Here is a 26810-nt window from a genome sequence, read left to right as displayed (position 1 = left end):
ATATCGATATCTTATTAGCTTGAAAGAAGGTGGAATGGCATGAGAAACCGCAAAATACAAACGGCGGCAATGCTGCGTTCGAAAATGGTCGATTTTAAACAATTTGCGATCACTTTGTTATGTGTGGGTTCGTTCTTCTATTTAGGAACCATCCTTCCCTCTGGCGACAAAGCGATCATTGACACATATGTCTATATGGGAGCGACAATAACGTTCCTGGGCATATCCATAGTATTTTTCTCATTATCCAAAAAATATAAAAAGATCTTGGCCGAAATGGATGACCAGGACTCTTTAAAACAATAAAAGCAAACCTTAGTTTAGACAAAAGGGTTTTATCTAAATTTCAAAACAAAGTTGATTGGAGCGGTTGTGCGAGACTCCTGCGGGAAAAGCGCTCCGAGGAGGCTCCCGGACCGCCCGCGGAAATCGACGTTACAAACCCTCATAAAAAAACCTGATCCTTTAAAAGGATCAGGTTTTTTTTCTAGTGTTGTTGCCAATAGGGCGGATTTATCATACTTCGTGCCATTTAGGTAATAATAGCCCTTGAAAATGGGTGAAAAGATCGAAATTTTCAAATAAATAGGCAAAAGCCGTTTACAAATATCGAATTTGTGGATATACTTACCAAGTAATAAAAAATATTCCAAAGGAGGTCGAAGAAAATGACATTGTATCTACATGGAGTCGTCGCAATCGCAATCAGCCGGTCCGTTTCAAATGACAATCAAATAACATTCGACCTGTGCCAAGCGGAATATTTCTAAAGCAATTTGGCTTTATTAATCATTCAGACATAGCGGCCGCAGGGAGAAGTGTTTTATCCTGCGGCCTTTTTATATTTTCAAAAAGAACCCGCAGGAGGACGTAACTTTCTGCGGTCTTTTTATGCCTTTTTGTAGGCCGCCCCTTTAAAGGAGGTGATATTATGACACTGAATATGCTTTTTTTCACAATCACGATTAAAATGAAAAAAATGACTGCCGAGGAATGTTTGCAGCAGGAGAGAATCCACAAGATTCGGGAAGAACATCTAGATAAAGCGATGAAGCACCGTCCTTTTTTCTAAAAAATAAATATACGAGGTTGGTATTCCGTTCATAAAAAATTAAGAAAGGTGGAGGTTAATATGTTGAACTTGTTATACGTAAAAGGAGAGAAGCGTTGCTATTGGCAGGAGAAGGATACCGGCTAACGGATTTGCCGGTGCATCGCCATGGTTTATATATGTACAGGGGAAGAAGCCAAGGGATAAAATTGAAGTTATGTTGTTATGACGCTAACTCGGAACTACAAGCGTAGAAATGAATATGTAAAAGGGGAGACTCGGCACTCGGGCCGAGTTTTTTTCTTTGCCTGAATCAGCAGCACGGACCTGATCCTCCATAACCAAATCCACATCCCGACAACCACCAAAACCCGAAAATGAGCAATAAAATCAAGAGGACAATAAACAGGCCATAACCAAAGCCGTAACCGGACCCTGCATAGCAAGGCGCAGGAGCCGGATAACCATAGCTGCATCCGTATGGTCCATAGTTATATCCCATTGTAAAAACCCCCTTTCCCTAAAAAATTCCCTATCATTATATGAACAATTGCCTTCGTTCGCTTGGGAATTCCTCCAGGCTGGTTTGAACATTTAACACTTTCCTGATTTCTTTTAGTGGGACAGACACGAACAAGCCCACTGCTGCATAGGTATGAATAGGGAAACCAAAGAAACGGGGGATGAAACCAATGCCCGGAATACTTACAGTTGTCGGTTATATTATCAAAGAATTTTACTTATTCGTTTCCTATGTGAAAAACAACGCTTTTCCCCAGCCTCTGTCATCTCAGGATGAAAAGAAATATCTGAAGCTTATGAGTGAGGGTGATGGTGATGCCCGTAACATCCTGATCGAGCATAATCTCAGGCTTGTTGCCCATATCGTCAAGAAATTCGAGAATACGGGCGAAGATACAGAGGATTTGATTTCGATTGGGACAATTGGTTTGATAAAGGCCATTGAGAGTTATTCGGATGGGAAGGGTACGAAGCTGGCCACATATGCGGCGCGATGCATTGAGAATGAAATCCTGATGCATTTACGAGCGACAAAGAAAACGAAGAAAGATATTTCCCTGCATGATCCGATCGGTCAGGATAAAGAAGGAAATGAAATCAGTTTAATCGATGTACTGAAATCGGAATCGGAAGATGTCATCGATACGATTCAGCTCAATATGGAAATTGAAAAAGTGAAAAAGTATATTGATATTTTGGATGAACGCGAAAAGGAAGTCATTGTAGGCAGGTTCGGACTGGATTTGAAAAAGGAAAAAACCCAGAGGGAAATCGCTAAGGAGCTTGGCATTTCCCGCAGTTATGTATCAAGGATCGAAAAACGTGCCTTGATGAAGATGTTCCACGAATTTTACAGAGCAGAAAAAGAGAAGGAAAAGAAAGCTAAAGGATAGGAATCATAAAGTCAAAGAGAGTGCGGGGAAAATTTCCCCGCACTCTTCTTTTTAATATTTATTTCGGATCAAATCCGTAAATGCATGATAAATCTCGATTCCCTGAAAAAGGAACAGACGTGAAGCGGTTAAAGAAAAGACCCCTATCATAATTAGTCGGAACCACATATGAATCACTCCTCCATTTTATTTTTTTATAAAATGTCAGAGCGTAGGGCTACGTAATTCGCCTGAAAAAAAACTGGGCTGAGATACCGCAGGCGTAAATTTGAGTGAAAATAAAGAAAACTCAAAATGGAAAATTCGAAAATTAGAACAATGATAAGTGACTGCCAGGAATTGAAGGAAGGCACGAAAGGCTGTTTCTTGTCGGCCTTATCCCAATGGTGAACATCGGTATGTTCTTCAATGGTCAGCTGCTGTGCATGATGATGGAACTGTATGGGCAGCGTCCAAAGGAGCAGGATGATGGCAGACATGTGAATAAAGAATTTCATATGAATCAACCACCCCTTTCCTAAGAATATATTCATCATAACATGCTTTTAATCTGGGATATAGAAAAATGTTCTGACAAATATCTGAAAATTCCTTTTAATTAGAAAAATTTTGAATTAACCCCTATAATGGGATTAGTGATAAAAAGGGGGCAATGCAGGATGGGATATTCTTTGACGTGGGATTTGGATATTTTTTTTAGAGGAGGAAGCTCTTCTAAGGAGTTCCTGATTTTTTTAGATGAAATTAACGAAGAGGTAAAAGAATTAGACCGACTTGTAAGCAATATCAATCCAAAAGGCAATGATGAAATCAGTTTAATCGAGGCATTTGATCTTTATAAAAATACAAATATGAAATCCACGCAGGCCAGTGCCTTCATTGGATGCCTGGAAGCTCAAAATGCGCAGGATAAAAAGGCTGGTCAGCTGCGGATCAAACAAATGAAGATAGTCGCTTCACTAAAAATGGTGTTAAGCAGGCTGGATGAAAAGTTGATACAGCTTGATGATGCGGTTTTTAACAAAATCCTCGAAAAAGAACCATTGAATGAATTGAAATTCGTATTGAATGAACGCCGGGAAAAGGCCAAGGAAAAGCTTTCCGTAAAGGAAGAATCATTAATCACCCAATTGGCCATGGACGGTTTCGAAGGTTGGAGCCAAATGTATGATACGATCGTCGGTTCAATGACCATCCCATATAAGGGTGAAAAGCTTTCTGTAGGCCAAGCGGCGAATAAATTTTCTGATCCTGATGAAGGGGCCAGGAAAGAATTATTTACCGCGTGGGAACAGGCTTGGGAGGAAAAGAGTGACCTTTTTGCCCGGACGCTGAACCACTTGGCTGGATTCCGTCTCAGTGTGAATGAAAAAAGGGGCTGGGATGATATTTTGAAAGAGCCTCTTGAAATAGGGAGGATGAAAAAAGAAACGCTCGAAAGCATGTGGAATGTCATTGCCGATCATAAGGAGCCGCTTGTGAGGTTTTTAAAAAGAAAAGCGGAGTTATTGGATCTGGATAAATTAAGTTGGGCGGATTTGGATGCACCGCTTGCTGTTACGGCACAGTCCAAAGTAATGGATTATCAAGAAGGTGCAGACTTCATCATACAGCAATTCTCGAAGTTCGGTTCTCAATTAGCAAGCTTCACCCAGAAAGCTTTTGAAGACAGCTGGATTGAAGCGGAGGACAGACCAGGTAAGAGACCAGGAGGTTTTTGCACCGGCTTTCCATTAAATAAGCAGTCAAGGATTTTCATGACGTATTCGGGCACCCCATCCAATGTATCGACATTGGCTCATGAATTGGGACATGCATTCCATTCTTATGCAATGAGGGATATCCATCCATTGAATCGGTCATATGCCATGAATGTGGCTGAAACAGCCTCTACCTTTGCTGAAATGGTCGTAGCGGATGCGGCTGTGAAGGAAGCGGCCAGTGAGGAAGAAAAGCTTGTGCTTTTAGAAGATAAAATTCAGCGTTCCGTGGCATTACTCATGAATATCCATGCCCGCTACTTATTCGAGACAAGGTTTTATGACGAGAGGAAACAAGGGTATGTCAGTGCCGAACGGTTGAATGAACTGATGGTAGATGCTCAAAAAGAAGCTTATGGCGATGCTTTAAGTGATTATAATCCAACGTTCTGGGCTTCAAAGCTCCATTTCTATATTACAGGTGTACCATTTTATAATTTTCCGTACACATTCGGTTACTTATTCTCATTAGGCATATACGCGAATGCCCTGAAAGAACCTGCAGGATTCGAAGAAAAATATATCGCTCTATTAAAGGATACAGGTTCCATGAAGGTCGAGGATCTGGCGGAGAAACATTTAGGCGTCGATTTGGAGACCCGGGATTTTTGGGAAGAAGCGGTCAATGCCTGTATGGAGGATGTTGAAGAATTCATGCGTTTGACCGACCCATTAGTCCGAAAAGCATAAGATGGGTTTTAGGCTGAATATGAACGAAAAAAGGCGGATGTCCGGTTTAGGACATCCGCTTTCTTATTTAAACTTTCTTCAGTTTAAATGGACTGACCATAAGTAATGATAATATAATCATGAGGGATAAGAAAAAGACCGGATGGAAATACGGGATGGCGAGATAACTTAAAGTGGCGATGCAGCCCGCAACCGTAATTGGCACTCCTGTAAAATATCCATTGCTTTCACTTATATTGAAGCGGGCGAGACGAAATGCGCCACAGCCAATATAGAAAACGGTGAAGAGTGTGCCAGGTGCTCCGAATTCTATCAATATTCCTTGGTATAATAATAGAGCTGGTGCGACGCCAAAAGATATGATGTCACACATGGAATCAAGCTGCTTACCCAATTCCGATTCAATGTTGAACTTCCGTGCAACCATACCGTCAAAGCGATCTGCAAGGGCAGCCAGGAAGATTAAAAGCAGGCTTAAATTCAATTGGCCGTGCATCACGGCAATTATTGCAAATCCACCAAGGGATAAATTCATTAAAGTAAGTATATTTGCTGTTTGTGCTTTCACTTTTTTAATGGTTTGATCGAGGGCGTGTAATAAAAACATCTTTTCACTCCTTTCAAATGAAACAAATTAAAACAAAATATATTAAACATAAGTATTTATTATATAATAATATTTTACTTAACACAATTTATGCAAGGGAATTTTAGAATAATTTTACAATTTGGAGTGGTTTTATTTGTTTCAGTCTTTATATCGCATTCTTATTGAACTGACGAATGGTCAGTATTCATCAGGATTATTAAAGCATTTTAGCCAATCTCGTTGGAGCAGGCCCTTAATTTTACTTTATGTAAAAACATTTAACCTTAATCAACAAGAATTTGGTAAGGAGTTAAAAGCTTATACCAATCTGCACGAACTATTTACAAGGCAGTTAAAGGCGGACGCCAGGCCAATTACGGCAGTTCCTTCCGCGGTGGCTTGTCCTGTTGACGGTGTTCTTGAGGATTCAGGGGAGATACGGGCTGATAAAAAGATCGTCGTTAAGGGAAAGATATATTCAATGGAGGAAATGCTCGGGGATGAACTTCGGTTGGAAAAGTACTTAGGCGGCAAATATCTCGTGTTATACTTAAGCCCGAGTCATTACCATAGGATCCATTCGCCAATCAAGGGTTCTGTAGTCAAACGCTGGACCCTTGGAAGGAAATCGTACCCCGTTAATAAATGGGGGATGAAATATGGAAAAGAGCCTTTATCAAAAAATTATCGGACAGTAACTGAATTGCAAAATGAAGCGGGAAGTTTGGCGATGGTGAAAGTCGGGGCCATGTTCATAAATTCGATCGTCATTACTGATGAATCTCAGGAATTGGAAAAAGGGCAGGAATTTTCTTATTTCAGCTTTGGTTCAACAGTGGTGCTTCTTTTTGAAAAAGGAAATTTTGAACTTGAAGGAAACATATCCATTCCCGAAGATGTCCGTGTAGGTGAAACGATCGGTTTCATGAGGGCCGTCTAACTTCAATTGAAAATAAGAGGCTGACAATTGATGTCAGCCTATGTATTCCATATTAAAATATTGATCGGATTTTATGCGTTAGGGATCTTCGATGAATTTCCGTTTCTATGAGGCGGATGAAATCGGTACTCAACTTTAAATTCTGTGCTTTAAAATAGGATTCAAGCAACAGGTCATCAGATAGTTTTTGCATCAGAACGCCATATACGGCTGCTCACCTCCAGTTGGGATTGCGAGGAATAATTTGGTATTTACTTGCATATATTGATAAGTCTTCCTTGATGTACCCCTACTGTATCAGAAATAAACGTGGAGAACAATCGTTCTGTTATCCACAGTTGAAAGTGGATAACCTGTGGTTAAGTTGTTTACAAGGTGAACGAAATGGTGCACATCAGTATGGAAAATGTTAGTAAAGTTATCCACAGGTTGAACAAATGAAATTTTTGTCGAAATCTTTTATGAATAATTAGTTCTTTGGTTATGGTCTGCCAGCAAATTTCCCATTATTTAATAAAAAATGCCTTTCCATATCTGAAAACATCCATTATGATGTTTCTTTACCGTCAGCCCTTCTTTCCTAATTTTTTTTGAAAGTGAGCTAAAAATTCGATATGATGGAAACGGTAAATTTTAATGAAAATATAGAGGTGTCAATATGCTTAAATTATTTTTGCCGAGTGAACATGTTAAAAGCATTTTTAATATAGATCCTCAAGAATTGAAAAAAAGAGGGATCAAGGGAGTCATTACCGATTTGGATAATACTCTCGTTGAATGGGACAGGCCAACTGCCACCCCCGATTTAATCAAATGGTTCGACAATTTGCGGGATCATGGGATTTTAGTGACGATCGTGTCCAATAATAATGAAAATCGAGTTCGAGCTTTTTCCGATCCGCTTCACATTCCGTTTATCTTCCAGGCCAGAAAACCGATGGTAAGAGCTTTCAATAAAGCCCGTAAGTCAATGGGATTGAAATTGGAAGAAACGGTGGTAATCGGCGATCAGCTATTGACGGATGTATTGGGAGGGAACAGAGGCGGGTTTCATACGATCTTAGTGCTCCCTGTAGCACAAACCGACGAATTCAGAACAAGGATCAATCGTTATTTTGAAAGAAAGATCATGGCGTTTTTTAAACGAAAAGGAATGATAGAATGGGAGGATCACAATTGAACAATCATCAAGAATTAGTGTGCATCGGCTGCGGTGTGAAGGTCCAGACTGAAGATCCGAAAGAGTTGGGCTATGCCCCTAAATCAGCCCTGGAAAAAGAAACGATCGTCTGTCAGCGCTGCTTTAAATTGAAACATTATAACGAAGTTCAGGATGTATCCTTAACAGACGATGACTTCTTGAAAATCTTGAATAAAGTAGGCGAAACCGACTCTTTAATCGTCAAAATCGTCGATATTTTTGATTTCAATGGAAGCTGGCTGCCTGGCCTTCATCGATTTGTAGGAAGAAATGATGTTCTTTTGATCGGAAATAAGGTCGATTTATTGCCTAAATCCGTAAAAACGAACAAGTTGATCAATTGGATGAAGCAATCGTCCAAGGAATTGGGTCTTAACCCGGTTGATGTCCTGCTTGTCAGTGCGGAAAAGGGAAAGCACATACTGGAAGCTGCTGATGCGATTGAGCGGTACCGCAAAGGTAAAGATGTCTATGTGGTGGGCTGTACGAATGTAGGTAAATCCACTTTCATCAACCGCCTTATAAAAGAATTGAGCGGTGAAGACGATATCATAACGACTTCCCACTTCCCTGGGACTACCTTGGATATGATCGAAATTCCTTTGGATGATGAACAGGCATTGATCGATACACCAGGAATCATTAATCATCATCAAATGGCTCACTATGTGGACAAACGGGACTTCAAGGTGATCATGCCGAAAAAGGAAATCAAGCCGAGAGTTTACCAACTGAATGAAGGACAGACGCTATTTTTCGGAGGGTTGGCCCGACTGGACTATGTCTCAGGCGGAAGGCGTTCACTGACTTGCTACCTTTCGAATGAATTGAATATTCACCGTACGAAACTGGAAAATGCCGATGAATTGTATAAAAACCATGCCGGGGAATTATTGACGCCCCCACGGCCTGAACAAATCGAGGAGTTTCCGAAGCTGATTCCACATGAATTCTCCTTGAAAGATGGTAAAATGGATATTGTGTTTTCTGGTCTTGGCTGGGTGACGGTCAATGAGCCAGGAGCGAAAATCGTTGCACATGTTCCAAAGGGCGTCAATGTGATCGTTCGCAAATCATTAATCTAAATATAGGGGTCGTCTAGTCTATGAAAAAGATATATGGGGTAATGGGAGATCCAATTGCACATTCGATGTCACCGGACATTCATAATGATGCATTTGAAAAAGAAAATATAGAAGCGGTTTATCATCATTTTCATGTGACACCTGAGCGTTTGAACGATGCCGTAAAAGGCATGAAGGCCCTTGGTATAGAAGGGTTTAACATCACGATTCCTCATAAGACTTCAATCATCCCTTTCCTTGATGAAGTGGATGAACTGGCCCTTGCAATCGGGGCTGTAAATACGGTTGTTAACAAAAATGGTCGGTTTATAGGGTATAATACAGACGGAAATGGATTTTTCAAATCTTTATGCGATGAAATATCAGGTGACATCAAGGCTAAAAAAACGTTAGTGATCGGAGCGGGCGGTGCTGCGCGTGCGATTTATTTTACCCTCGTGAAAGAAGGGGTAAAGCAAGTTGATATTGCAAACCGGACAAAGGAAAGGGCGGCCCAGCTTGTTTCTGATTGCCCATATGATAAAGTATCGAAGGCACTCTCGATTATCGAAGCGGAAGAAAGCTTATCACAATATGATTTAATCATCCAAACGACTTCTTCTGGAATGAGTCCTGAATTGGATCATTCACCGTTAAAGGTCGACCAGCTTAAAACCGGTGCCATTGTCAGTGATATCATTTATAACCCTCTGCAAACCAAGCTGCTGCGTGAAGCGGGGGAAAAAGGGGCGGAAACACAAAATGGGCTAGGGATGTTCATCAACCAGGCCGCGCTCGCTTTTGAGATATGGACAGGCATTATGCCGGATACAGCAAGAATGACAGATATTGTCTTGAACAAACTAGGAGGTAACACATGTTAACAGGTAAACAGAAAAGATTTTTACGATCAAAGGCCCATCACCTCAATCCAATTTTTCAAGTTGGTAAAGGCGGCGTCAATGATAATCTCATCAAGCAAATTGGTGAGGCGCTTGAAGTACGTGAATTAATCAAGGTCAGCATCCTGCAAAACTGTGAAGAGGACCGTGATGATGTGGGTCGTTCTTTATCAAAGGGTGCACGGGCGGAATTGGTTCAGATTATCGGCAACACAATTGTGCTGTATAAAGAATCAAAAGAAAACAAACAACTTAAATTACCTTAAGGAACCTATCTATGAAAAAAATTGGAATTCTTGGCGGTACATTCAATCCTCCGCATATCGGGCATTTGATTATAGCGAATGAAGTGCTTGATGCCCTTGAGCTAGATGAAATCAGGTTCATGCCAAATCACGTTCCTCCACATAAGGAAAAATCGGAGGAAGTAACCGATATGGACAGGCTGGCTATGTTGGAAAACGCGATAGCCGGAAACCCATCTTTTTATATTGAGGGTATTGAAATAGAAAGAAAAGGCACATCTTATACGTATGACACGATAAAATTGCTGAAAGAGCTTGAGCCAACCAATGAGTTCTATTTCATAATTGGCGCAGATATGATTGAGTACTTACCGAATTGGCACCGTATCGACGAGCTGGTGCATATGGTCAATTTCGTCGGGGTGAAGCGCCCTGGATATGATGAAAAGACCGTATACCCAATCACGATGGTGAAAGTCCCCCAGATGTTCATTTCGTCTTCCATGATAAGAAGGAAGTTAAGAACGGGGAAAACCGTGAAATATTTAATAGCAGATCCAGTGGTGAAGTATATTAAAGGGAATGGTTTATATGAATCGTGAGGAAGCATTGGCACTGGTCAAAGAACAAATCACTGAGCGCAGGTACATTCATACCTTGGGTGTGGTCGAGTCAGCGGTTGAACTTGCTGAACGGTATGGTGCCGACGTCAAAAAAGCGGAACTGGCAGCCATTTTCCATGATTATGCAAAATTCCGTCCAAAAGAGGAAATGGAGCAAATTATAATCGCTGAAAAAATGGACCCGGCGTTACTTGAATACAATATGGAGCTATGGCACGCTCCTGTCGGGGCTTATCTGGTGAAAAAGGAAGCTGGCATTCAGGACGCTGAAATCTTGGATGCGATTGCCTATCACACGTCTGGCAGGGTTGGCATGAGCCTTTTGGATAAAGTCGTATACCTTGCCGACTATATTGAGCCGGGACGTTCTTTTCCCGGTGTCGACGAAGTCAGGCAGACAGCAAAGCAAAATTTGGATCATGCTGTCATCCAGGCGTTAAGGAATACAGTTGTTTTTTTAATGAAAAGAAATCAGGCAATTTACCCTGACACATTTAAGACATATAATGACTTGATCATGAATTTGAAGGAGAAGATGTAATGACTGAACGTGAACTTCTTGTAATTGCAGCAAAAGCGGCGGATGATAAAAGAGCGGAGGATATCGTGGCATTGAACATGCAAGGTATTTCCCTTGTAGCGGATTACTTTTTGATCTGCCACGGTAATTCTGAAAAACAAGTACAAGCAATAGCTCGTGAAATGAAGAGCAAAGCTGATGAATCAGGAATCAATGTAAAACGTCTTGAAGGATTTGACGAGGCGAAATGGGTGCTTGTGGATCTTGGCGATGTAGTGGCCCATATTTTCCATAAAGATGAAAGAAACTACTATAATCTTGAACGTTTATGGGGAGATGCACCTTTTGAAGATCTAGAGAGTGAACTGACTACATGACTTATGAACGCTTTGCCTATGTATACGATGAATTGATGAAGGACGCACCTTATGAAAAATGGCTGATGATCCTTACGGCGAAGCTGGAACAGTATGGAATTGGTGGAAGGAAAGTCCTGGATTTAGCGTGTGGAACCGGGGAAATGACCGTTGAATTGGCGCAACACGGATTCGAAGTCACCGGCGTGGATTTATCTGATAAAATGCTTCTTGTTGCCAATGAAAAGGCGGTTAAGCTTGGATTATCTATTCCGCTTTTCCAGCAGAATATGGCAGAGCTCGAGGGACTTGGCCAATTTGATTGTGTCACGATTTTTTGTGATTCGCTGAACTACCTTCGCGATGAGGAGGATATAGTCAAGACGTTCAGCCGGGTTCATGAGCATTTGAAGGATGGCGGATTATTCTTGTTTGATATCCATTCCATTTATAAAATGGAAGAAATCTTTGGCGATAATACCTTTGCTGTCAACGGTGAAGAAGTATCCTATATATGGGACTGCTTCCCGGGTGAAGAACCATACAGTGTTGAGCATGATTTAAGTTTTTTCGTAAGAGACGATGAAAGCGGACTGTATGACCGTTTTGATGAGTTGCATTATCAACGGACCTATCCGGTTGAACAATATAAAAAGTGGTTGGAGCAAGCAGGTTTTACGGTTTCTGAAATTCTGGCGGATCTTGAAGAAGCACCGCTTGTAACGGAAACCGAAAGAATCTTGTTTGTAGCCAGTAAATAATAAAGAGGTAAGAATCCCCGTTCGTACATCATCCTGTACGAGCGGGGGTCTGACCTCTTCTTTTTTTATTTTAAGAAGGAATTGAGATATAAATTACGAATATTAATAAGGATGGCCGAACTGCTTTTCAACTTCGTGAAGGTCCTCTGCAAACTTTTCGTGTGTCGCTTGAAAAAGATGATGGAACATTTCCCCTGTTTCAGCTTCTAAAACCTTGATCCCCTCACCCGTTATTCCACCCTTTACACAAACCTTTTCCTGCAAGGTCGGCAATGTATAAACCCCTTTACCGAGCAATTCCCCTAAGCCAACCAGCATATTCTCAGTCAAAGTCGTAGCCGTTTCTTTATCTATCTTCGTCGTTTGGCAGGCCGCATCAATAAAAGCTTGTGCTAAATAGCTGAAGAAGGCAGGTCCGCAGCTGACGATATCGGAAGCTACCCGGGTGATATCATTTTCAATGATGACCGGTGCCGATATGGCAGAGGCCAAATCATATAAAGCTGATACTTTCTCCTTACTGCAGCTCTTGCTGAAACTCAGTAACGATACCCCTGAACCGACACGGTTCGTTATGCTCGGTATAAAACGGGCACAGGGGGCATTCACTGCCGATTCCAGCTGGGAGACTGAAAGCGGGCTTGTGATGGAAATGACCAGATGATCCCTTTTTATATGATGTTTGATGCCTTGTAATAGGCTGTTAATTTGTAATGGTTTTACACAGAGAAAGATAAAGTCGGCTTGTTGGGCGATTTCGGCTGCGGTTTCCGCAACCTTGATGCCAGGGTGTTTATCTTTCAGCACCAATGCCTTGGAAAGCGTGCGATTTGTAATGACTAGATCTGCCGGATTCAATATTTTTGCCTCCAGCCATGCCTCGATTAAAATGGTACCCATATTTCCGGTTCCGATAACACCGATTTTCTTCAATTCCGATCAACTCCTCTCACTTAAAGCGATTGATTCTCCTAAAAACACTATGTATTTTTAATCTGTCCTATGACAATGTATCGTGCGAAATCCAATAAGGAGGCAAAGAAAATGGATGAAATTTTAAAAAGGAAAATGACCAAGATTACCGTTGCGGTGGCATTTGTTGCAGCGGGCATTTACTTTTTTTTGCAACAAGGGGCGGATTCGGCGGATACGGAAGATATATTTTCCATTTCTGAAAAGGAAGCTGAAATCGAACAAAGTGAAAATGAAACGGCTGCCGAACCTGTAATCATTAAAGTGGACGTTAAAGGAGCGGTCAAGTCCCCAGGCATTTTTACTGCACAGGCAGGTGAACGGGTGATTGATTTAATTTCGGCTGCAGGCAGCTTTACGGACAAGGCCGATAAAAATAAAGTGAATTTTGCCCAAATCGTCGAAGACCAAATGGTCATTTATGTTCCGGAAATAGGTGAAGAAGTCACGGGGGACTTGGAGAATATACAAGTCGGGTCGTCTGGTGATGCCGCCACTAAGGGGGCGTCAGGAGGACTGGTGAACTTGAATACAGCTACACAGGAAGATTTGGAAACCTTGACGGGTATTGGACCATCCAAAGCGAATGCGATCCTGGAATACAGGGAAACGGTAGGGAAATTCAATGAGGTCGATGAATTGAAGAAGGTAACGGGAATCGGCGATAAAACGTTTGAAAGGTTACGGGATTCCATTTCGGTGAAATGAATGATTGAATATGCTACACAAATGGACAGGAAGAGGGTAAAATTGAAGAAAATCATTCTAGTGGTAAGGGGATACAACATGAACAGAATTAGTTGGGATCAATATTTCATGGCGCAAAGCCATTTATTAGCCTTAAGAAGCACATGTACACGCCTCACTGTAGGGGCGACCATCGTAAGGGACAACAGAATCATTGCGGGGGGATATAATGGGTCCATTGCGGGAGGGACGCATTGTATTGATGACGGCTGCTATGTAATTGATAATCATTGTGTCAGAACGATACATGCAGAAATGAATGCACTTTTACAATGTGCGAAATTTGGGGTGCCTACTGATGGGGCGGAAATATATGTGACGCATTTTCCGTGTCTTCAGTGCTGTAAATCACTCATCCAAGCTGGCATCAAGGCTGTTTATTATGCGGAAGATTACAAAAATCATCCATATGCCCTGGAATTATTTAAACAGGCTGGTGTCAAGACCGAGAAGGTTGAAGCAAAAGGGGCCATCGATGTTAATGGAAAACAAAAAAAGGACTTTGTATTCTCATTGTTAGCTCAACTTGAACGATCAGGCATGGGAAAAGAAGCTGTATCGGAGCTGGAAAAGCAGGCCAATCAGATATTTGAAAATTAAATAGGACGGGGGGCAGGCATGGCTCGACACCTTATCTTATTAGCCGTTTCGGCCACATTTGGTGTTACGGCCCATTCTTTTTTTAATGTAAGGCTGCTGATCATCATCCTTATTTTTCTCTGTTTACTTTACTTTTTGGTGGGATTAAGTGTGAAGGCCCTTAGTTTTCATTTGGTTATCATGGGGATGTTTTTAGGGGCCGCCTCCTTCACCGATCACCGCAACAAAACTGCCTATCATGGAACGGAAAGCCAATTTATCATTACATTTACGGATCAACCGAATATAGATGGAAATTCTTTAAAAGGATTCGTTTCCAGTGAGAAAGGCGAACGGTTAGTGCTTCGTTATAAAATCACCACTGAACTGGAACAGGAAAAGCTGGGTCGGTTTCTGCGGATCGGTTTATCATGTCCGGCCGAAGGGACATTGCAAATTCCCGACAAAAACAGAAATGAAAACAGTTTCGATTATCAGCGTTATCTTTTGCGTCAAGGCACCCATTGGATTTTCAAAGCGGATTCCATTTCATTTCAGGAATGTAAAGTCGTTGGAAATCCGATTCTTGTTTCGATACGTAATTTGCGCCTAAAGGGGATTACGTATATTAGAGAACACTTTCCAGAAGAATCGAGCGGTTTTGTCACTGCCCTCATATTCGGCGACCAGACATATATAGATGAAGGCGACCTTACTAATTATCAGCGGCTCGGTCTGGTTCATTTACTGGCTATTTCCGGTCTTCATGTCAGTTTTTTAACGGGGCTGTTATTTTACTTCGGCATCAGGGTGGGGATTACACGGGAAAGAATGATGATGGCAATCTTAATCTTCCTTCCGGTTTACATGTTACTTTCAGGTGCCAGTCCATCAGTGGTGAGATCCTGTTTGATGGCTATGCTTTTCTTTCTACTTCTGCTATTCAAGAAGCGGATCTCGGCGGGTGCCGCAATCGGATCGGCTTATATGGCACTTTTGTTTTTTCGGCCTAATATGCTCTATGATATAGGTTTTCAGCTTTCATTCGCGGTCACTTTCTCCATTATCATGTCTTCAAGCATTTTCTTGCAATACCCGAAGAAAACAACGCAGCTATTCATCGTCAGTTCCATCTGCCAATTGGCAGCCCTTCCGATTTTGCTTTTTCACTTTTATGAAGCATCCATTCTTGGTGTGTTTCTGAACGTATTGTATGTTCCGCTTTATTCCATCATATTGCTGCCATTTTCACTGATTTCCCTCTTCATTCATCTATTACTGCCTTCCTTGGGGCAACCCCTCATCTCATTATTGAATTATACCTTCATACTCTGCAATAAAGCTGCGGATGGTGCATCGGATTTGCCGCTTGCCTCCATTCCGTTTGGAAAACCACCTTTCATCATGATGTTATTACTTGTTATTTCACTTTTAGGATTATACCTGACTTGGGAAGTATCCTTTGAAAAATGTAAAATATGGTGCGTAATAATCATTGTCCTTTTACTTTTGCAATATAACTTACAAAGGTTCTCCCCTTTTGGTGAAGTGCAGATCATCGACGTTGGGCAAGGTGACTCCATTTTAATTATCCTGCCTTTCAATCGCGGTAACTATTTGATTGATACGGGAGGGCAAATTACATTTCCAATCGACATGTGGGCAAAAAAGCGAAAGAAGTTCAACACCGCGGATGATATCATAATTCCATTATTGAAAAGTAAGGGAATCCACCAATTGGACAAGCTGATTTTAACTCATCCGGACGCAGATCATATGGGAAGTGCAAAAGAATTAATAGAAAATTTTACAGTTGGGGAGATCATCATTGGAGGCTGGAGTGAAGAGCAATACAGGGATATGGATTTTGTGACTGTGGCAATAGATAAACAAATGAAAATGACTGTCCTGAAAAGGGGGGACCATTGGGTGGCGGGAGGAGCGCCGTTTGCTGTGCTAAGTCCATATGAGAAAGAAGAAAATAAGAATGATTCATCCATAGTTCTATTCACGGAGCTTGGGGGATTGTCATGGTTATTGACCGGCGATATGGGAGAAGAAGGGGAAAGTGAACTTTTGAGAGCATTTCCGCAGTTGCAGGCGGATATCTTGAAGGTCGGTCACCATGGCAGTAAAACTTCTTCTTCCACGCCCTTCCTTGAACAGCTGCAGCCGAAAGCGGCGCTTATTTCAGTTGGAAAAGATAATGGCTACGGTCACCCTCATCGAGACGTAATTGGGAATCTGGAGAGAAATGGCATAAAGGTGTTCAGGACCGACGAGGATGGTTCTATTATTTACAAGTATTACAAAAGCAGTGGAACCTTTCGGAAGACTCTCCCATAGTATGTAGAAAATCAAAAAGAAAGAGACTGCAGCAGCAGCCTCCATCAGGAAAAATAAGTGCATGTAGTAAATGAAATCAGGATCCGACAGCTTTAATGACGACAGCTATGGTGAACATGGCAGCGAAAAATACAAAAGAACCGATGAATCCCATAGCGGAATCAGCGACGTCATCTGTCTTTGATTGAACATTCTTTTCGAATTCGTTCATTGTTTACCCCTCCTATTTCTGCTAATAGTATAAAACATTACCAAAAAAAAATCTACAGGCTTCATTCCTTCATTTCCTTTACTGACAAGAGTTGTCACAAATAGTTTGGGGTTTTGAGGTCAAAATAACAGTACAAACAAAGCAAGCGAAAAAGAAAAGCTCAATTTTTGTTCTACATGAATACTCTACCCGCTTTCAAGGGAGATTACCCGGGCCTTTCTTGAAAGTGTTCATATAGATCCGGAATTAGCCCTTTTATAGGGCTAGTTCCCTTTATAGCTTGTCAAATGGTCCATCCACCTATACCATTAGAGAAGAATACATAGTAAAGAGGCGGATTCTATTGGTATTAGATGTTTGGAAAAGTATAAAAAAAGGGCAATTCGCGCCGGTATACTTGTTATATGGGTCGGAAGCCTATCTAATTAATGAAACGAAGCAGCTATTGATCGAGAATGTCCTTCACGAGGATGAGATGGATTTTAACTTTTCTCAATTTGATTTAGAAGAGACGCCTGTTGAAACTGCACTTGAAGATGTTGAAACCCTCCCGTTTATTGGGGAAAGGCGCCTTGTTTTCATGCAAAACCCATTTTTTTTGACAGCTGAAAAAACGAAATCAAGAGTTGAACATAATGTGAAAAGACTGGAAGCGTATTTAGCTGACCCGGTTCCTTATTCTATTGTCGTATTGACCGCACCTTATGAGAAACTGGATGAACGGAAAAAAATCACCAAGGAACTGAAGCGTAAGGCGGTTCTTGTTGAAGCGAAGAAGCTTGGTGATCATGAGTTAAAAGGATGGGTGAAGGAGAGGGTCGAAGCTTCTTCAGTCCAAATAGATGAGCAGGCTACAGAGCTTTTACTTGAACTTGCAGGAACGAATCTGATGATGCTTACGAATGAATTGGATAAAATGGTGCTTTATGCAGAAGCTGATAAACACATTACGGTCGAGGTAGTGGAAAAGCTGGTTGCTAAATCCCTTGAACAGAATATTTTTACGCTTGTCGATCATGTGTTACAGCGAAAGATGGAGAGTGCGATGACGATACTGCACGATCTACTCAGGCAGAATGAAGAGCCGATCAAAATCTTGAGCGTCATGGCGGGTCAGGTAAGGCTCATGTATCAAGTGAAGGAGCTTTCCCGCCAGGGCTACAGCCAGCAAAAAATTGCAGGTCAATTGAAGGTGCACCCTTACAGGGTAAAGCTGGCACTTGAAAAGACGGGGAGATTCCAGGAACGCGAGCTGTTGAGTATCATTAACGACTTAGCGGAAGCGGATTATAAAATGAAGACCGGCCAAGCCGATAAGGCAATCACGCTTGAGTTGCTGCTTTTAAAAATTAGATGATAAAAAGGTGGCAGATATCCTGTCACCTTTTTTATGCAAAAAACGGCACAAAAAAAACGATCCGGTTGGATCGTTTAATTTTTTGTCATTATGCGTTAAGAGCGTTAAGTCTTTTCGCTAAACGAGATTTTTTACGGGCTGCCGCATTTTTATGGATTAATCCTTTAGATGCAGCTTTGTCTAATTTCACAGCAGCTGTTAAAAGAGCTTCTTTAGCAGCTTCAACGTTTTCACCAGCTAATGCAACTTCAGCGTTTTTCACTGTAGTACGCATAGTTGATCTAACAGTAATGTTATGAACGCGTTTTTTGTCGTTGATTTTTACACGTTTAATAGCAGATTTAATGTTTGGCATTCCGTTCACCTCCTACAAAGAAATCGAGATTATATGAACTCGACTTTTCAAATCCATATCAAATAGCACAAGTGATATTCTATCAGACTGCCCATAAATATGCAATACTTCAGATTGAGAATCGAAAAGGAATTATAATTTCGGGAATAAATTCATCTCGTCATCACTCATTGTACCAAAAAAATGAATAATAAAAAAGCAAAAACGACAGAATGTTTAAGAGAGACTATTGAAAATACTAGATTAGATTCAATTCAAACATCAGGAGGCCGTTATGGAAAATAATTTGGACCTTAGTGAATACGGAATTCGTACAGATTTGGCGATTGAAGCAAAGGAAATTGCCCTTGAACATAAAGGTGTTGTAGAGGAAGTGGATGTATCCCGTATCGAAGGGGTCATTATTAAAGAAAAAGATGTGGATGATCTGAAGGTATCCTTAGTCGAGGTCACGGCTGAGGGTGAAAAAGAAATCGGGAAGAAGCAGGGCAGCTATTTGACCATCGAAGTGCAGGGGATCCGCCAGCAGGATACGGATACGCAGCAACGGGTGGAAAAGGTGTTCGCCAACGAACTGGCTTCCTTTTTGAAACGGAATAAAATCACCAAAGAAAGCAGTTGTTTGGTTGTCGGTCTTGGTAATTGGAATGTTACTCCCGATGCTCTTGGGCCTGCAGTCGTTGAGAACCTTGTGGTCACAAGACATTTGTTCGAATTGCAGCCGGAGTCCGTCAAGGAAGGCTATCGGCCGGTAAGTGCGATTTCCCCCGGGGTGATGGGGATTACGGGAATCGAGACGAGTGACATCATAAAAGGAGTCATCGAAAAAAGTAATCCTGATTTCCTGATCGTCGTTGACGCATTGGCTGCCCGTTCGATCGATCGAGTGAATTCGACGATTCAAATAACGGATACAGGCATCCATCCTGGGTCTGGTGTTGGGAATAAACGAAAAGAATTGAGCCAGGCTACATTGGGTGTTCCTGTTATAGCGATTGGTATACCTACCGTCGTGGATGCCGTATCAATTGCCAGCGATACGATAGATTATATTTTGAAGCACTTTGGCAAGGAACTGAATGAAGGGGACAGACCATCACGTTCGCTGGCGCCCGCTGGATTCAGTTTTGGAAAGCGCACAAAGCTGACAGAAGAGGATATGCCAGGTGAAAAGGAGCGCCAAACCTTCTTGGGAATGATAGGTGTCCTCCCTGATGAAGAGAAACGGAAATTGATTTATGAGGTACTGTCACCGCTTGGTCAAAATTTAATGGTTACACCGAAAGAAGTCGATGTTTTCATTGAGGATATGGCCAATTTAATAGCCAATGGGTTAAATGCAGCCTTGCATCATTCAATAAATCAAGATAATACCGGCTACTACACCCGTTAAATCATTTTTAGTGCCCAAAAATGGTGTTCTACCCTTTCTAGCAAAGTCATAGGTATTAATAGACAAGCTATAGAGAGGGTGGAAGGATGAAAAGAAGAAATTCCCCAGGAATCATAACAGCCGTTCACGGATCAACAATAATAAAAACTTTTCTAGGTATTCTCGCCTTGCTTCTTTTTGTTTTTTCAGTCAGTGGGGTCATGACTTCCCTAAGACCGGAGTATCGGATATCTTCTAATTCCGTACATACTGTAGCCAACCAATTCTCGGGGAAAATGCTGTTCTCGATGCTGGCCAATGAAAACCATTATCTTTTTAATGCCCTGCCGGAAGGTAAGCAGGAATCGATGATCACGAATCAATTGATAAAAGTTTCGACCAACATTTCGCTGGAGGACCCGCGGAGCTTACTTGGCAGGGAACTTCCTGGCTTTTCGATTTTTGATAATGAGATCCTCGTTGCCGGGGAAGGAACGAATTATACGAATATGCCATACGAATCCTCGCCGCCAGTGGACGTCCTGAATGAAGAAAGGGATGCATCCCTGCAAAACCTGGATGAGATTGAAGAACCAGAAAAAGGAGTGGCCGATCAGCCGAAACAAACGACAAATGGACGGAAAGTGGTCGAGATATACCATAGCCATAACAGGGAGTCATATCTTCCATATTTAAAAGGAGTGACTAACCCGGATCTAGCCTATCATTCGAAAATCAATATTACGAAACTCGGGGAGCGGATGGTTGAAGATATGGCTGATAAGGGGATAGGCTCCTCGCTCGATAAAACGGATATCATGGGAAATCTGAATAATAAAGGATTGAATTATGCCAGATCCTATCAAGAATCACGAAAATCCGTCCAGACGGCATTGGCCAATAACAAGGATTTAGAATATATCATTGATATCCATCGTGATTCTAAACGAAAAAAACATACGACCATTAACATTAACGGTAAAGATTATGCCAAGATTGCCTTCGTGGTCGGGGGCAATAATCCGAACTTCGAAAAAAATGCAGCGCTTGCCAATAAGCTTCATAAAGCTTTGGAGAAAAAATACCCTGGCATTTCACGAGGGGTTATGAAACAAGGCGGAGCGGGACATAATGGAGTATACAATCAGGATTTGTCAGGCAACGCCATGCTCTTGGAAATTGGCGGTGTTGATAATACTTTCGAGGAAATGTACTTGACCGTTGATGCCTTTACCGAGGTTTTCAGTGAATTTTACTGGGATGCCAAAGCAGTGGATAACCCGACCGGGGATTCGGAAGCGCAGTAATTTGAAAGGAGTTCTCTTATCATGGTTCGATTTTGGTTGAAATGTACAGGGATTGTGCTCGTATTATTTTTAGGTGTTCTAATCGGGATGCAGCAAGCGAACGACGGGATGAAAAAAATGAAGGGGTATGAAGATCCCTCTTTGAATAGTGCATTCATTATTAACCAATCGGACCAAGGGGAGATGGAAGCGGATATCCTTGGCGAAAAAGTAACCAGTCATGATTTGGAGACGAAAAAAGAAAAGCTTGAAGAAATGAAGGCCTTCAACTTTTTCTCATCGATCGGCAAAACGCTTGGGGAGACCATATCAGGGGCCTTTCAAGCACTTATTGATATGATTTAGGTATGAAGTAAGTTGAGTGTGCCCTGCCAAAAGGCTGCATCCGAATCCGGAATGCAGCCTTTTTTTATCCGATGCCCTGCAATGAGGCTTCTTTTGTAACTATTCTGTTGAATCTTGCATTTTCTATTGATATAATAAAAAATAGTGTATTGTGTCGACAAGTGGGAGTGAACGTCATGAATAGAGAAGAAAAATTAAAAAGACAATCAAAAATTCGTAACTTTTCCATCATCGCTCATATTGATCATGGTAAATCTACATTGGCGGATCGTATCATTGAAAAAACGAACGCCATGACTCAGCGTGAAATGAAGAGTCAGCTGTTGGATTCCATGGATTTAGAGCGTGAGCGTGGAATTACGATTAAATTGAATGCGATTCAATTGAAATATAACGCGAAAGATGGAGAAGAATATATCTTCCATCTTATTGATACACCGGGACATGTCGATTTTACGTATGAAGTGTCACGAAGCCTTGCAGCTTGTGAAGGAGCTGTCCTTGTTGTCGATGCGGCACAGGGTATTGAGGCCCAAACGCTTGCAAACGTTTATTTAGCATTGGACAACAATCTGGAAATCATTCCGGTCATCAATAAAATCGATTTGCCGAGTGCAGATCCGGAACGTGTGCGTGGAGAAATCGAGGAAGTGATCGGGTTGGATGCTTCCGATGCAGTCTTGGCTTCTGCTAAGGCGGGAATCGGAATCGAGGAGATTCTGGAACAGGTCGTTGAATTGGTTCCAGCTCCACAAGGTGATCCGGATGCTCCTTTCAAGGCGCTTATTTTCGATTCACTATTTGATGCGTACCGAGGTGTAGTTGCCTATATCCGTGTTGTTGAGGGTTCCATTAAAGTGGGCGATAAAATCAAAATGATGTCCACTGGCAAGGAATTCGATGTTACCGAATTGGGTGTCTTCAACCCTAAAACCCAGCTGTTGGATGAACTGAACGTAGGTGATGTAGGTTTCCTTACGGCAGCCATTAAAAACGTTGGTGATACGACTGTTGGTGACACGATTACAAGTGCCGTGAACAGTGCGACAGAACCATTGCCGGGTTACCGGAAGATGAACCCGATGGTATATTGCGGCCTATACCCAATTGACGCATCGAAATTCAATGATTTAAGGGATGCATTGGAGAAATTGGAATTGAACGATTCAGCGCTGCAGTTCGAGGCGGAATCATCGCAAGCATTGGGCTTCGGTTTCCGTTGCGGATTCCTTGGACTCCTTCATATGGAAATTATCCAGGAACGGATTGAACGTGAATTCAAAATCGACCTGATCACCACTGCACCGAGTGTTATTTATGATGTGGTCCAAACGGACGGAACGGTCCTGAAAGTGGATAACCCGTCTAATATGCCTGATGCTCAAAAGATCGAACGGGTCGAGGAGCCATATGTCAAAGCGACGATGATGGCGCCGACGGAGTTTGTCGGGGCGATCATGGAAATTTGTCAAAATAAACGCGGAAACTTCATTGATATGGAATATATCGATGAGACCCGTGTAAGCATTCACTACGAAATACCATTATCGGAAATCGTGTATGATTTCTTCGATCAATTGAAATCCAATACAAGAGGCTATGCTTCATTCGATTATGAGCTGATCGGCTATAAACCGTCCAAGCTTGTGAAAATGGATATCTTGCTGAATGCTGAAACTGTCGATGCTTTAAGTTTCATCGTTCATAAGGACTTTGCTTATGAGCGCGGTAAAGTCATCGTTGAAAAATTGAAGAAATTGATTCCAAGACAACAATTTGAAGTGCCGATCCAAGCAGCAATCGGGCAAAAAATCATCGCCCGTTCCTCAATTAGTGCAATGCGCAAAAACGTATTGGCTAAATGTTACGGCGGCGATATTTCCCGTAAACGTAAGTTGCTCGAAAAACAGAAAGAAGGTAAAAAGCGGATGAAACAGGTAGGTTCCGTTGAAGTGCCGCAAGAAGCTTTCATGGCTGTTTTGAAAATGGATGATACGACACCAAAGAAATAAATAAAATAAACGATAGATAGTAAAAAGAGGGTAGAGGAAATCTAGCCTCTTTTTCTATCGACTCATTCGATTAAAAGGTTGTGAACACAATGATTAAAAGCGCCTACCTCCATATACCATTTTGTGAACATATTTGTCACTATTGTGATTTCAATAAAGTATTTTTGCAGGGACAGCCGGTCGAAGAATATTTACAGATGATGAAAAGGGAAATGGTGATGCAGCTTTCTAAATACCCGACTGCCGGTTTGGATACGGTTTTCGTCGGTGGAGGGACACCGACCTCTCTTGATGAAAAGCAGCTTGCATTCTTATGTGAAGCGATCAATGAAACCCTGCCCTTTGATCCCAAAAAGGCTGAATATACATTCGAAGCCAATCCAGGAGACCTTTCGAGGGAAAAACTGAAGATACTTTATGACTCAGGGGTCAATAGACTTAGCTTTGGAGTGCAAAGCTTCAATGATGAATTGTTAAAACGAATCGGCCGGACTCACCGGGCTCTAGAAGTATATGAAACGATTCATTTGGCTCAAGAGGTTGGCTTTACGAATATCAGCATCGACTTGATATATGGATTGCCGGGCCAAACGATGGAAGATTTCAAGGATACGCTGGATAAAGCGATTGCCCTTCAATTGCCGCACTATTCCAGCTACTCATTGATCGTTGAGCCGAAGACTGTTTTTTATAACCAGATGCGAAGGGGTAAATTGAACCTGCCGCCTCAGGAGCTCGAGGCTTCGATGTATGAGAAACTGATGGAAGAGATGGAGAAGCATGGTCTGCATCAATATGAAATCAGTAATTTTGCCCGAACTGGGTTTGAAAGCAGGCACAACCTGACATATTGGGATAATGTGGAGTATTATGGGATTGGTGCCGGTGCACATGGCTATACTGGAGGTAAAAGGGTTGCCAATCATGGACCTGTGAAGAAATATATCACGCCATTGCTGGCGAACGAGCTGCCTGTATTGGAAGAGCACCCAGTACCGCTTCATGAACGGATGGAAGAGGAGATGTTTTTGGGGCTCCGGAAAACGGAAGGAGTTTCATTGGAAATCTTCAAGAATAAATTTTTTGTTGAAATGACGGAGATTTTCAGGAAACCGCTCGAAGAAGGATCGGCAAAGGGTCTGCTTAAGGTGGAAGGCGGGTTCGTGCGCTTGACTGAGCAGGGCAAACTGCTTGGAAATGAAGTGTTCCAATCATTTTTGGGCGTTATTGATTCCGACTGAAGGAAACTCAAGTTATTTTAACGGTGAATTAGCGGTTTTCATTGTTGACATCATAAGCTTCATTTGATAATTTATTAGTATATTAGCACTCGATGAGACAGAGTGCTAACAGAGGTGATCATACATGCTAACTGATCGTCAATTATTGATTCTACAAGTGATAATCGAGGATTTCATCCATTCTGCCCAGCCAGTCGGGTCACGAAGCTTGTCGAAGAAAGATGAAATTACGTTCAGCTCTGCCACAATTCGCAACGAAATGTCCGATCTTGAAGAAATGGGATTTTTAGAAAAAACCCATACTTCTTCCGGTAGGATCCCTTCTGAAAAAGGGTATAGATATTATGTGGATCATTTACTTTCTCCTCAAGCTCCGAAAAAGAATGAAGTGAAGATATTAAAATCCGTTTTTGTAGAACGAATTTATGAATTGGAAAAGATCGTACAGAAGTCAGCGAAAATACTTTCGGAACTGACGAATTATACGGCGATTGTACTGGGGCCAAAAGTGAATGAGCATAAGCTGAAAAAAATCCAGATCATTCCTTTAAGTCCTGAAACGGCAATAGCCATCATCATTACAGATACAGGTCATGTGGAAAATCGAATGATTTCCTTACCGCCTTCTTTTGATATAAACGAAATCGAGAAGATGGTGAACATATTGAATTCCCGTTTGGTCGATGTTCCGCTAGTTGATCTAAAGGATAAGATCTATAAGGAAGTGGCAGTTCTATTGAGCCGCCACATTCATAACTATGGATCGATGGTCTCGACCCTTGCGGAGACCCTGACGGACACAAAGCCCGAAAAAATATTTTTTGGCGGGAAAACGAATATGCTGAGGCAGCCGGAGTTCCATGATATTGCTAAAGTAAGTACGCTTTTATCGATGATTGAGCAGGAACAGGGATTTTATGAACTAATTACTCAAAATCCATCGGGCATCCACGTCAAGATCGGCCGTGAAAATCAAAACACAGTGCTCGATGACTGCAGTTTGATTACGGCGACCTACTCAATCGGGCAGGAGCAAGTTGGCACATTGGCCATATTGGGTCCAACGAGAATGGAATATTCGAGAGTGATCAGTTTGCTTTCGTTCTTCTCGAAAGATTTAACGGCCCTGATGACAAAACTGTATCAAAAATAGTAGCAAAGGTAATATTGTTAAGGTGGCGGAGAAGCATATTCCGCGGCCTGGCATATTACTTTAGCATAAATTGTATAACCCTTTTAGGGAGGTGAGATTGTGACAGAAAATAAAAACGAAGAACAAACATTGGATAATGAAACAATCGAGGAAAGTTCTGCAGAAGCAGTTTTCGCTGAAGAAGAAATTCCAGCGGAAGAAAACCAAGGTCCGGTTGAAAAAGATGAACTTCAATTGGCTCATGAAAAGATTGCTGAACTTGAGGCGAAAATCGAGGAAATGGATAATCGTTATCTTCGTCTGCAGGCCGATTTTGATAATTCAAGACGCCGTGCCAAGCTTGATATGGAGGCGGCTCAAAAATATAGAGTTCAAAGCATTGCTAGTGATTTAGTGGAGGCTCTTGATAATTTTGAAAGAGCTACAAAAATCGAAGCGGAAAATGAACAGACGAAATCCTTGCTATCAGGCATGGAAATGGTCTATAAAGCGATTACTGATGCATTGTCTAAAGAAGGCATCGAACCGATCAGTTCGGTTGGCGAAGAGTTCGATCCGCGTTTGCATCAAGCGGTCATGCAAGTTCAGGATGAAAACTTCGGTTCGAACATCGTCGTCGAGGAATTCCAAAAAGGATACCTTCTTAAAGACCGTGTGATTCGACCTGCAATGGTAAAAGTGAACGAATAGATTTTT

31 protein-coding genes are annotated in these 26810 nt (G+C 41.8%); 24 read left to right on the top strand and 7 right to left on the bottom strand.

Translation table 11 applies throughout. The annotated features are described in order from the left end of the window. Positions 1-39 precede the first annotated feature (39 nt). Both LQ188_RS13600 and LQ188_RS13595 read left to right on the top strand, forming a co-directional pair. Positions 40-306 carry a YrhC family protein gene (locus tag LQ188_RS13600; RefSeq protein ID WP_230177044.1) on the top strand — a complete coding sequence of 89 codons (267 nt, stop codon included), beginning with the start codon at positions 40-42 and terminating at the stop codon, positions 304-306. A gap of 625 nt (positions 307-931) precedes the next feature. Beyond that, positions 932-1072 carry a YrzI family small protein gene (locus tag LQ188_RS13595; RefSeq protein WP_072273247.1) on the top strand — a complete coding sequence of 47 codons (141 nt, stop codon included), beginning with the start codon at positions 932-934 and terminating at the stop codon, positions 1070-1072. Positions 1073-1364: 292 nt separating this feature from the next. Here LQ188_RS13595 and LQ188_RS13590 read toward each other — a convergent pair whose 3' ends face one another. Continuing rightward, the gene (locus tag LQ188_RS13590; protein ID WP_230177043.1) at positions 1365-1553 is read right to left on the bottom strand and encodes a hypothetical protein; all 189 of its coding nucleotides are present in this window, start codon (positions 1551-1553) and stop codon (positions 1365-1367) included. A gap of 190 nt (positions 1554-1743) precedes the next feature. On the opposite strand from LQ188_RS13590, the gene sigK reads away from it, so the two are divergent. Next, positions 1744-2466, top strand: coding sequence for an RNA polymerase sporulation sigma factor SigK (gene sigK, locus LQ188_RS13585; protein WP_034308596.1), 723 nt, complete (start codon positions 1744-1746; stop codon positions 2464-2466). Between the two features lie 194 nt (positions 2467-2660). Here sigK and LQ188_RS13580 read toward each other — a convergent pair whose 3' ends face one another. Then, positions 2661-2963: a hypothetical protein gene (locus tag LQ188_RS13580; RefSeq protein WP_101222631.1), complete on the bottom strand. Its 303-nt coding sequence runs from the start codon at positions 2961-2963 to the stop codon at positions 2661-2663. Positions 2964-3125: 162 nt separating this feature from the next. Between LQ188_RS13580 and LQ188_RS13575 the strand changes: the two genes are divergently transcribed. Continuing rightward, a complete protein-coding gene (locus LQ188_RS13575; protein ID WP_230177042.1) occupies positions 3126-4916 on the top strand; it encodes a M3 family oligoendopeptidase in 1791 nt (596 codons plus the stop codon). A gap of 67 nt (positions 4917-4983) precedes the next feature. Here the strand turns inward: LQ188_RS13575 and pssA are convergent, their stop codons facing one another. Beyond that, positions 4984-5523 (bottom strand): CDP-diacylglycerol--serine O-phosphatidyltransferase, encoded by a 540-nt coding sequence (pssA, locus tag LQ188_RS13570; RefSeq protein WP_207437093.1) that lies wholly within the window; start codon positions 5521-5523, stop codon positions 4984-4986. A gap of 136 nt (positions 5524-5659) precedes the next feature. Between pssA and LQ188_RS13565 the strand changes: the two genes are divergently transcribed. Further along, positions 5660-6445, top strand: coding sequence for a phosphatidylserine decarboxylase (locus LQ188_RS13565; protein ID WP_230177041.1), 786 nt, complete (start codon positions 5660-5662; stop codon positions 6443-6445). Positions 6446-6497: 52 nt separating this feature from the next. Here LQ188_RS13565 and LQ188_RS13560 read toward each other — a convergent pair whose 3' ends face one another. Then, positions 6498-6638 carry a sporulation histidine kinase inhibitor Sda gene (locus tag LQ188_RS13560; RefSeq protein ID WP_034311351.1) on the bottom strand — a complete coding sequence of 47 codons (141 nt, stop codon included), beginning with the start codon at positions 6636-6638 and terminating at the stop codon, positions 6498-6500. 465 nt (positions 6639-7103) lie between these two features. Here LQ188_RS13560 and LQ188_RS13555 point away from each other — a divergent pair, with 465 nt between their 5' ends. The 8 genes from LQ188_RS13555 to LQ188_RS13520 are packed head-to-tail and all read left to right on the top strand — an operon-like array spanning position 7104 to position 12117. Then, on the top strand, positions 7104-7625 hold the full coding sequence (locus LQ188_RS13555) for a YqeG family HAD IIIA-type phosphatase (protein ID WP_101222627.1): 522 nt from the start codon (positions 7104-7106) through the stop codon (positions 7623-7625). After that, positions 7607-8731, top strand: a complete 1125-nt coding sequence (gene yqeH, locus LQ188_RS13550) for a ribosome biogenesis GTPase YqeH (RefSeq protein ID WP_101222626.1) — start codon at positions 7607-7609, stop codon at positions 8729-8731. Before LQ188_RS13555 ends, yqeH begins: the two co-directional genes overlap by 19 nt. Positions 8732-8751: 20 nt before the next feature. After that, on the top strand, positions 8752-9594 hold the full coding sequence (gene aroE / locus LQ188_RS13545; protein WP_101222625.1) for a shikimate dehydrogenase: 843 nt from the start codon (positions 8752-8754) through the stop codon (positions 9592-9594). Next, positions 9588-9878: a ribosome assembly RNA-binding protein YhbY gene (gene yhbY / locus LQ188_RS13540; protein WP_230177040.1), complete on the top strand. Its 291-nt coding sequence runs from the start codon at positions 9588-9590 to the stop codon at positions 9876-9878. Before aroE ends, yhbY begins: the two co-directional genes overlap by 7 nt. A gap of 11 nt (positions 9879-9889) precedes the next feature. Then, complete coding sequence (locus LQ188_RS13535) at positions 9890-10459, top strand: nicotinate-nucleotide adenylyltransferase (protein ID WP_101222624.1); 570 nt, start codon at positions 9890-9892, stop codon at positions 10457-10459. Continuing rightward, positions 10449-11021, top strand: coding sequence for a bis(5'-nucleosyl)-tetraphosphatase (symmetrical) YqeK (gene yqeK, locus LQ188_RS13530; RefSeq protein WP_101222623.1), 573 nt, complete (start codon positions 10449-10451; stop codon positions 11019-11021). The genes LQ188_RS13535 and yqeK overlap by 11 nt, the downstream gene beginning before the upstream one ends. Continuing rightward, positions 11021-11377 carry a ribosome silencing factor gene (gene rsfS / locus LQ188_RS13525; protein WP_101222622.1) on the top strand — a complete coding sequence of 119 codons (357 nt, stop codon included), beginning with the start codon at positions 11021-11023 and terminating at the stop codon, positions 11375-11377. Before yqeK ends, rsfS begins: the two co-directional genes overlap by 1 nt. Further along, positions 11374-12117 (top strand): class I SAM-dependent methyltransferase, encoded by a 744-nt coding sequence (locus LQ188_RS13520; protein ID WP_230177039.1) that lies wholly within the window; start codon positions 11374-11376, stop codon positions 12115-12117. The genes rsfS and LQ188_RS13520 overlap by 4 nt, the downstream gene beginning before the upstream one ends. A 102-nt stretch (positions 12118-12219) precedes the next feature. Here LQ188_RS13520 and comER read toward each other — a convergent pair whose 3' ends face one another. Continuing rightward, the gene (gene comER / locus LQ188_RS13515; protein WP_290370119.1) at positions 12220-13050 is read right to left on the bottom strand and encodes a late competence protein ComER; all 831 of its coding nucleotides are present in this window, start codon (positions 13048-13050) and stop codon (positions 12220-12222) included. A gap of 111 nt (positions 13051-13161) precedes the next feature. On the opposite strand from comER, the gene LQ188_RS13510 reads away from it, so the two are divergent. The 3 genes from LQ188_RS13510 (at position 13162) to LQ188_RS13500 (ending at position 16761) form a co-directional block, all read left to right on the top strand. Next, positions 13162-13797, top strand: a complete 636-nt coding sequence (locus LQ188_RS13510; protein ID WP_230177038.1) for a helix-hairpin-helix domain-containing protein — start codon at positions 13162-13164, stop codon at positions 13795-13797. Between the two features lie 78 nt (positions 13798-13875). Next, complete coding sequence (locus LQ188_RS13505) at positions 13876-14436, top strand: ComE operon protein 2 (protein ID WP_230177037.1); 561 nt, start codon at positions 13876-13878, stop codon at positions 14434-14436. Positions 14437-14454: 18 nt separating this feature from the next. Continuing rightward, positions 14455-16761 carry a DNA internalization-related competence protein ComEC/Rec2 gene (locus LQ188_RS13500; protein WP_230177036.1) on the top strand — a complete coding sequence of 769 codons (2307 nt, stop codon included), beginning with the start codon at positions 14455-14457 and terminating at the stop codon, positions 16759-16761. A 76-nt stretch (positions 16762-16837) separates the two neighbouring features. On the opposite strand, the gene LQ188_RS13495 is transcribed toward LQ188_RS13500, so the two are convergent. Continuing rightward, positions 16838-16972 (bottom strand): YqzM family protein, encoded by a 135-nt coding sequence (locus tag LQ188_RS13495; RefSeq protein ID WP_081108861.1) that lies wholly within the window; start codon positions 16970-16972, stop codon positions 16838-16840. A gap of 343 nt (positions 16973-17315) precedes the next feature. On the opposite strand from LQ188_RS13495, the gene holA reads away from it, so the two are divergent. Next, on the top strand, positions 17316-18329 hold the full coding sequence (gene holA / locus LQ188_RS13490) for a DNA polymerase III subunit delta (RefSeq protein ID WP_230177035.1): 1014 nt from the start codon (positions 17316-17318) through the stop codon (positions 18327-18329). Between the two features lie 88 nt (positions 18330-18417). Here the strand turns inward: holA and rpsT are convergent, their stop codons facing one another. Next, positions 18418-18684, bottom strand: coding sequence for a 30S ribosomal protein S20 (gene rpsT, locus LQ188_RS13485; RefSeq protein WP_034308554.1), 267 nt, complete (start codon positions 18682-18684; stop codon positions 18418-18420). Between the two features lie 274 nt (positions 18685-18958). On the opposite strand from rpsT, the gene gpr reads away from it, so the two are divergent. From gpr to grpE, 7 genes are all read left to right on the top strand, one after another. After that, positions 18959-20077: a GPR endopeptidase gene (gpr, locus tag LQ188_RS13480; RefSeq protein ID WP_230177034.1), complete on the top strand. Its 1119-nt coding sequence runs from the start codon at positions 18959-18961 to the stop codon at positions 20075-20077. A gap of 86 nt (positions 20078-20163) precedes the next feature. Next, the gene (locus LQ188_RS13475) at positions 20164-21363 is read left to right on the top strand and encodes a stage II sporulation protein P (RefSeq protein WP_101222616.1); all 1200 of its coding nucleotides are present in this window, start codon (positions 20164-20166) and stop codon (positions 21361-21363) included. A 21-nt stretch (positions 21364-21384) separates the two neighbouring features. Then, complete coding sequence (locus tag LQ188_RS13470; protein ID WP_053535740.1) at positions 21385-21708, top strand: YqxA family protein; 324 nt, start codon at positions 21385-21387, stop codon at positions 21706-21708. 176 nt (positions 21709-21884) lie between these two features. Beyond that, the gene (gene lepA, locus LQ188_RS13465; protein WP_095389815.1) at positions 21885-23720 is read left to right on the top strand and encodes a translation elongation factor 4; all 1836 of its coding nucleotides are present in this window, start codon (positions 21885-21887) and stop codon (positions 23718-23720) included. An 89-nt stretch (positions 23721-23809) separates the two neighbouring features. Beyond that, positions 23810-24961: a radical SAM family heme chaperone HemW gene (gene hemW, locus LQ188_RS13460; RefSeq protein ID WP_101222615.1), complete on the top strand. Its 1152-nt coding sequence runs from the start codon at positions 23810-23812 to the stop codon at positions 24959-24961. Positions 24962-25085: 124 nt separating this feature from the next. Next, positions 25086-26114, top strand: a complete 1029-nt coding sequence (gene hrcA / locus LQ188_RS13455) for a heat-inducible transcriptional repressor HrcA (RefSeq protein WP_101222614.1) — start codon at positions 25086-25088, stop codon at positions 26112-26114. 99 nt (positions 26115-26213) lie between these two features. Beyond that, positions 26214-26804, top strand: coding sequence for a nucleotide exchange factor GrpE (gene grpE / locus LQ188_RS13450; protein ID WP_290370118.1), 591 nt, complete (start codon positions 26214-26216; stop codon positions 26802-26804). The last annotated feature ends 6 nt before the right edge of the window (positions 26805-26810 follow it).

It is taken from the genome of Peribacillus sp. Bi134, from assembly GCF_918698065.1.
Lineage (GTDB): Bacteria > Bacillota > Bacilli > Bacillales > DSM-1321 > Peribacillus.
The sequence above is the reverse complement of the archived record's forward strand: the minus strand, read 5'-3'. Positions and strand labels throughout refer to the sequence as shown.

Coding starts and splice junctions, on each gene's coding strand:
- LQ188_RS13600 (WP_230177044.1), top strand. CDS start 40: ATGAGAAACCGCAAAATACAAACGGCGGCAATGCTGCGTTCGAAAATG.
- LQ188_RS13595 (WP_072273247.1), top strand. CDS start 932: ATGACACTGAATATGCTTTTTTTCACAATCACGATTAAAATGAAAAAA.
- LQ188_RS13590 (WP_230177043.1), bottom strand. CDS start 1,553: ATGGGATATAACTATGGACCATACGGATGCAGCTATGGTTATCCGGCT.
- sigK (WP_034308596.1), top strand. CDS start 1,744: ATGCCCGGAATACTTACAGTTGTCGGTTATATTATCAAAGAATTTTAC.
- LQ188_RS13580 (WP_101222631.1), bottom strand. CDS start 2,963: ATGAAATTCTTTATTCACATGTCTGCCATCATCCTGCTCCTTTGGACG.
- LQ188_RS13575 (WP_230177042.1), top strand. CDS start 3,126: ATGGGATATTCTTTGACGTGGGATTTGGATATTTTTTTTAGAGGAGGA.
- pssA (WP_207437093.1), bottom strand. CDS start 5,523: ATGTTTTTATTACACGCCCTCGATCAAACCATTAAAAAAGTGAAAGCA.
- LQ188_RS13560 (WP_034311351.1), bottom strand. CDS start 6,638: ATGCAAAAACTATCTGATGACCTGTTGCTTGAATCCTATTTTAAAGCA.
- LQ188_RS13555 (WP_101222627.1), top strand. CDS start 7,104: ATGCTTAAATTATTTTTGCCGAGTGAACATGTTAAAAGCATTTTTAAT.
- yqeH (WP_101222626.1), top strand. CDS start 7,607: ATGGGAGGATCACAATTGAACAATCATCAAGAATTAGTGTGCATCGGC.
- aroE (WP_101222625.1), top strand. CDS start 8,752: ATGAAAAAGATATATGGGGTAATGGGAGATCCAATTGCACATTCGATG.
- yhbY (WP_230177040.1), top strand. CDS start 9,588: ATGTTAACAGGTAAACAGAAAAGATTTTTACGATCAAAGGCCCATCAC.
- LQ188_RS13535 (WP_101222624.1), top strand. CDS start 9,890: ATGAAAAAAATTGGAATTCTTGGCGGTACATTCAATCCTCCGCATATC.
- yqeK (WP_101222623.1), top strand. CDS start 10,449: ATGAATCGTGAGGAAGCATTGGCACTGGTCAAAGAACAAATCACTGAG.
- rsfS (WP_101222622.1), top strand. CDS start 11,021: ATGACTGAACGTGAACTTCTTGTAATTGCAGCAAAAGCGGCGGATGAT.
- LQ188_RS13520 (WP_230177039.1), top strand. CDS start 11,374: ATGACTTATGAACGCTTTGCCTATGTATACGATGAATTGATGAAGGAC.
- LQ188_RS13510 (WP_230177038.1), top strand. CDS start 13,162: ATGGATGAAATTTTAAAAAGGAAAATGACCAAGATTACCGTTGCGGTG.
- LQ188_RS13505 (WP_230177037.1), top strand. CDS start 13,876: ATGAACAGAATTAGTTGGGATCAATATTTCATGGCGCAAAGCCATTTA.
- LQ188_RS13500 (WP_230177036.1), top strand. CDS start 14,455: ATGGCTCGACACCTTATCTTATTAGCCGTTTCGGCCACATTTGGTGTT.
- LQ188_RS13495 (WP_081108861.1), bottom strand. CDS start 16,972: ATGAACGAATTCGAAAAGAATGTTCAATCAAAGACAGATGACGTCGCT.
- rpsT (WP_034308554.1), bottom strand. CDS start 18,684: ATGCCAAACATTAAATCTGCTATTAAACGTGTAAAAATCAACGACAAA.
- gpr (WP_230177034.1), top strand. CDS start 18,959: ATGGAAAATAATTTGGACCTTAGTGAATACGGAATTCGTACAGATTTG.
- LQ188_RS13475 (WP_101222616.1), top strand. CDS start 20,164: ATGAAAAGAAGAAATTCCCCAGGAATCATAACAGCCGTTCACGGATCA.
- LQ188_RS13470 (WP_053535740.1), top strand. CDS start 21,385: ATGGTTCGATTTTGGTTGAAATGTACAGGGATTGTGCTCGTATTATTT.
- lepA (WP_095389815.1), top strand. CDS start 21,885: ATGAATAGAGAAGAAAAATTAAAAAGACAATCAAAAATTCGTAACTTT.
- hemW (WP_101222615.1), top strand. CDS start 23,810: ATGATTAAAAGCGCCTACCTCCATATACCATTTTGTGAACATATTTGT.
- hrcA (WP_101222614.1), top strand. CDS start 25,086: ATGCTAACTGATCGTCAATTATTGATTCTACAAGTGATAATCGAGGAT.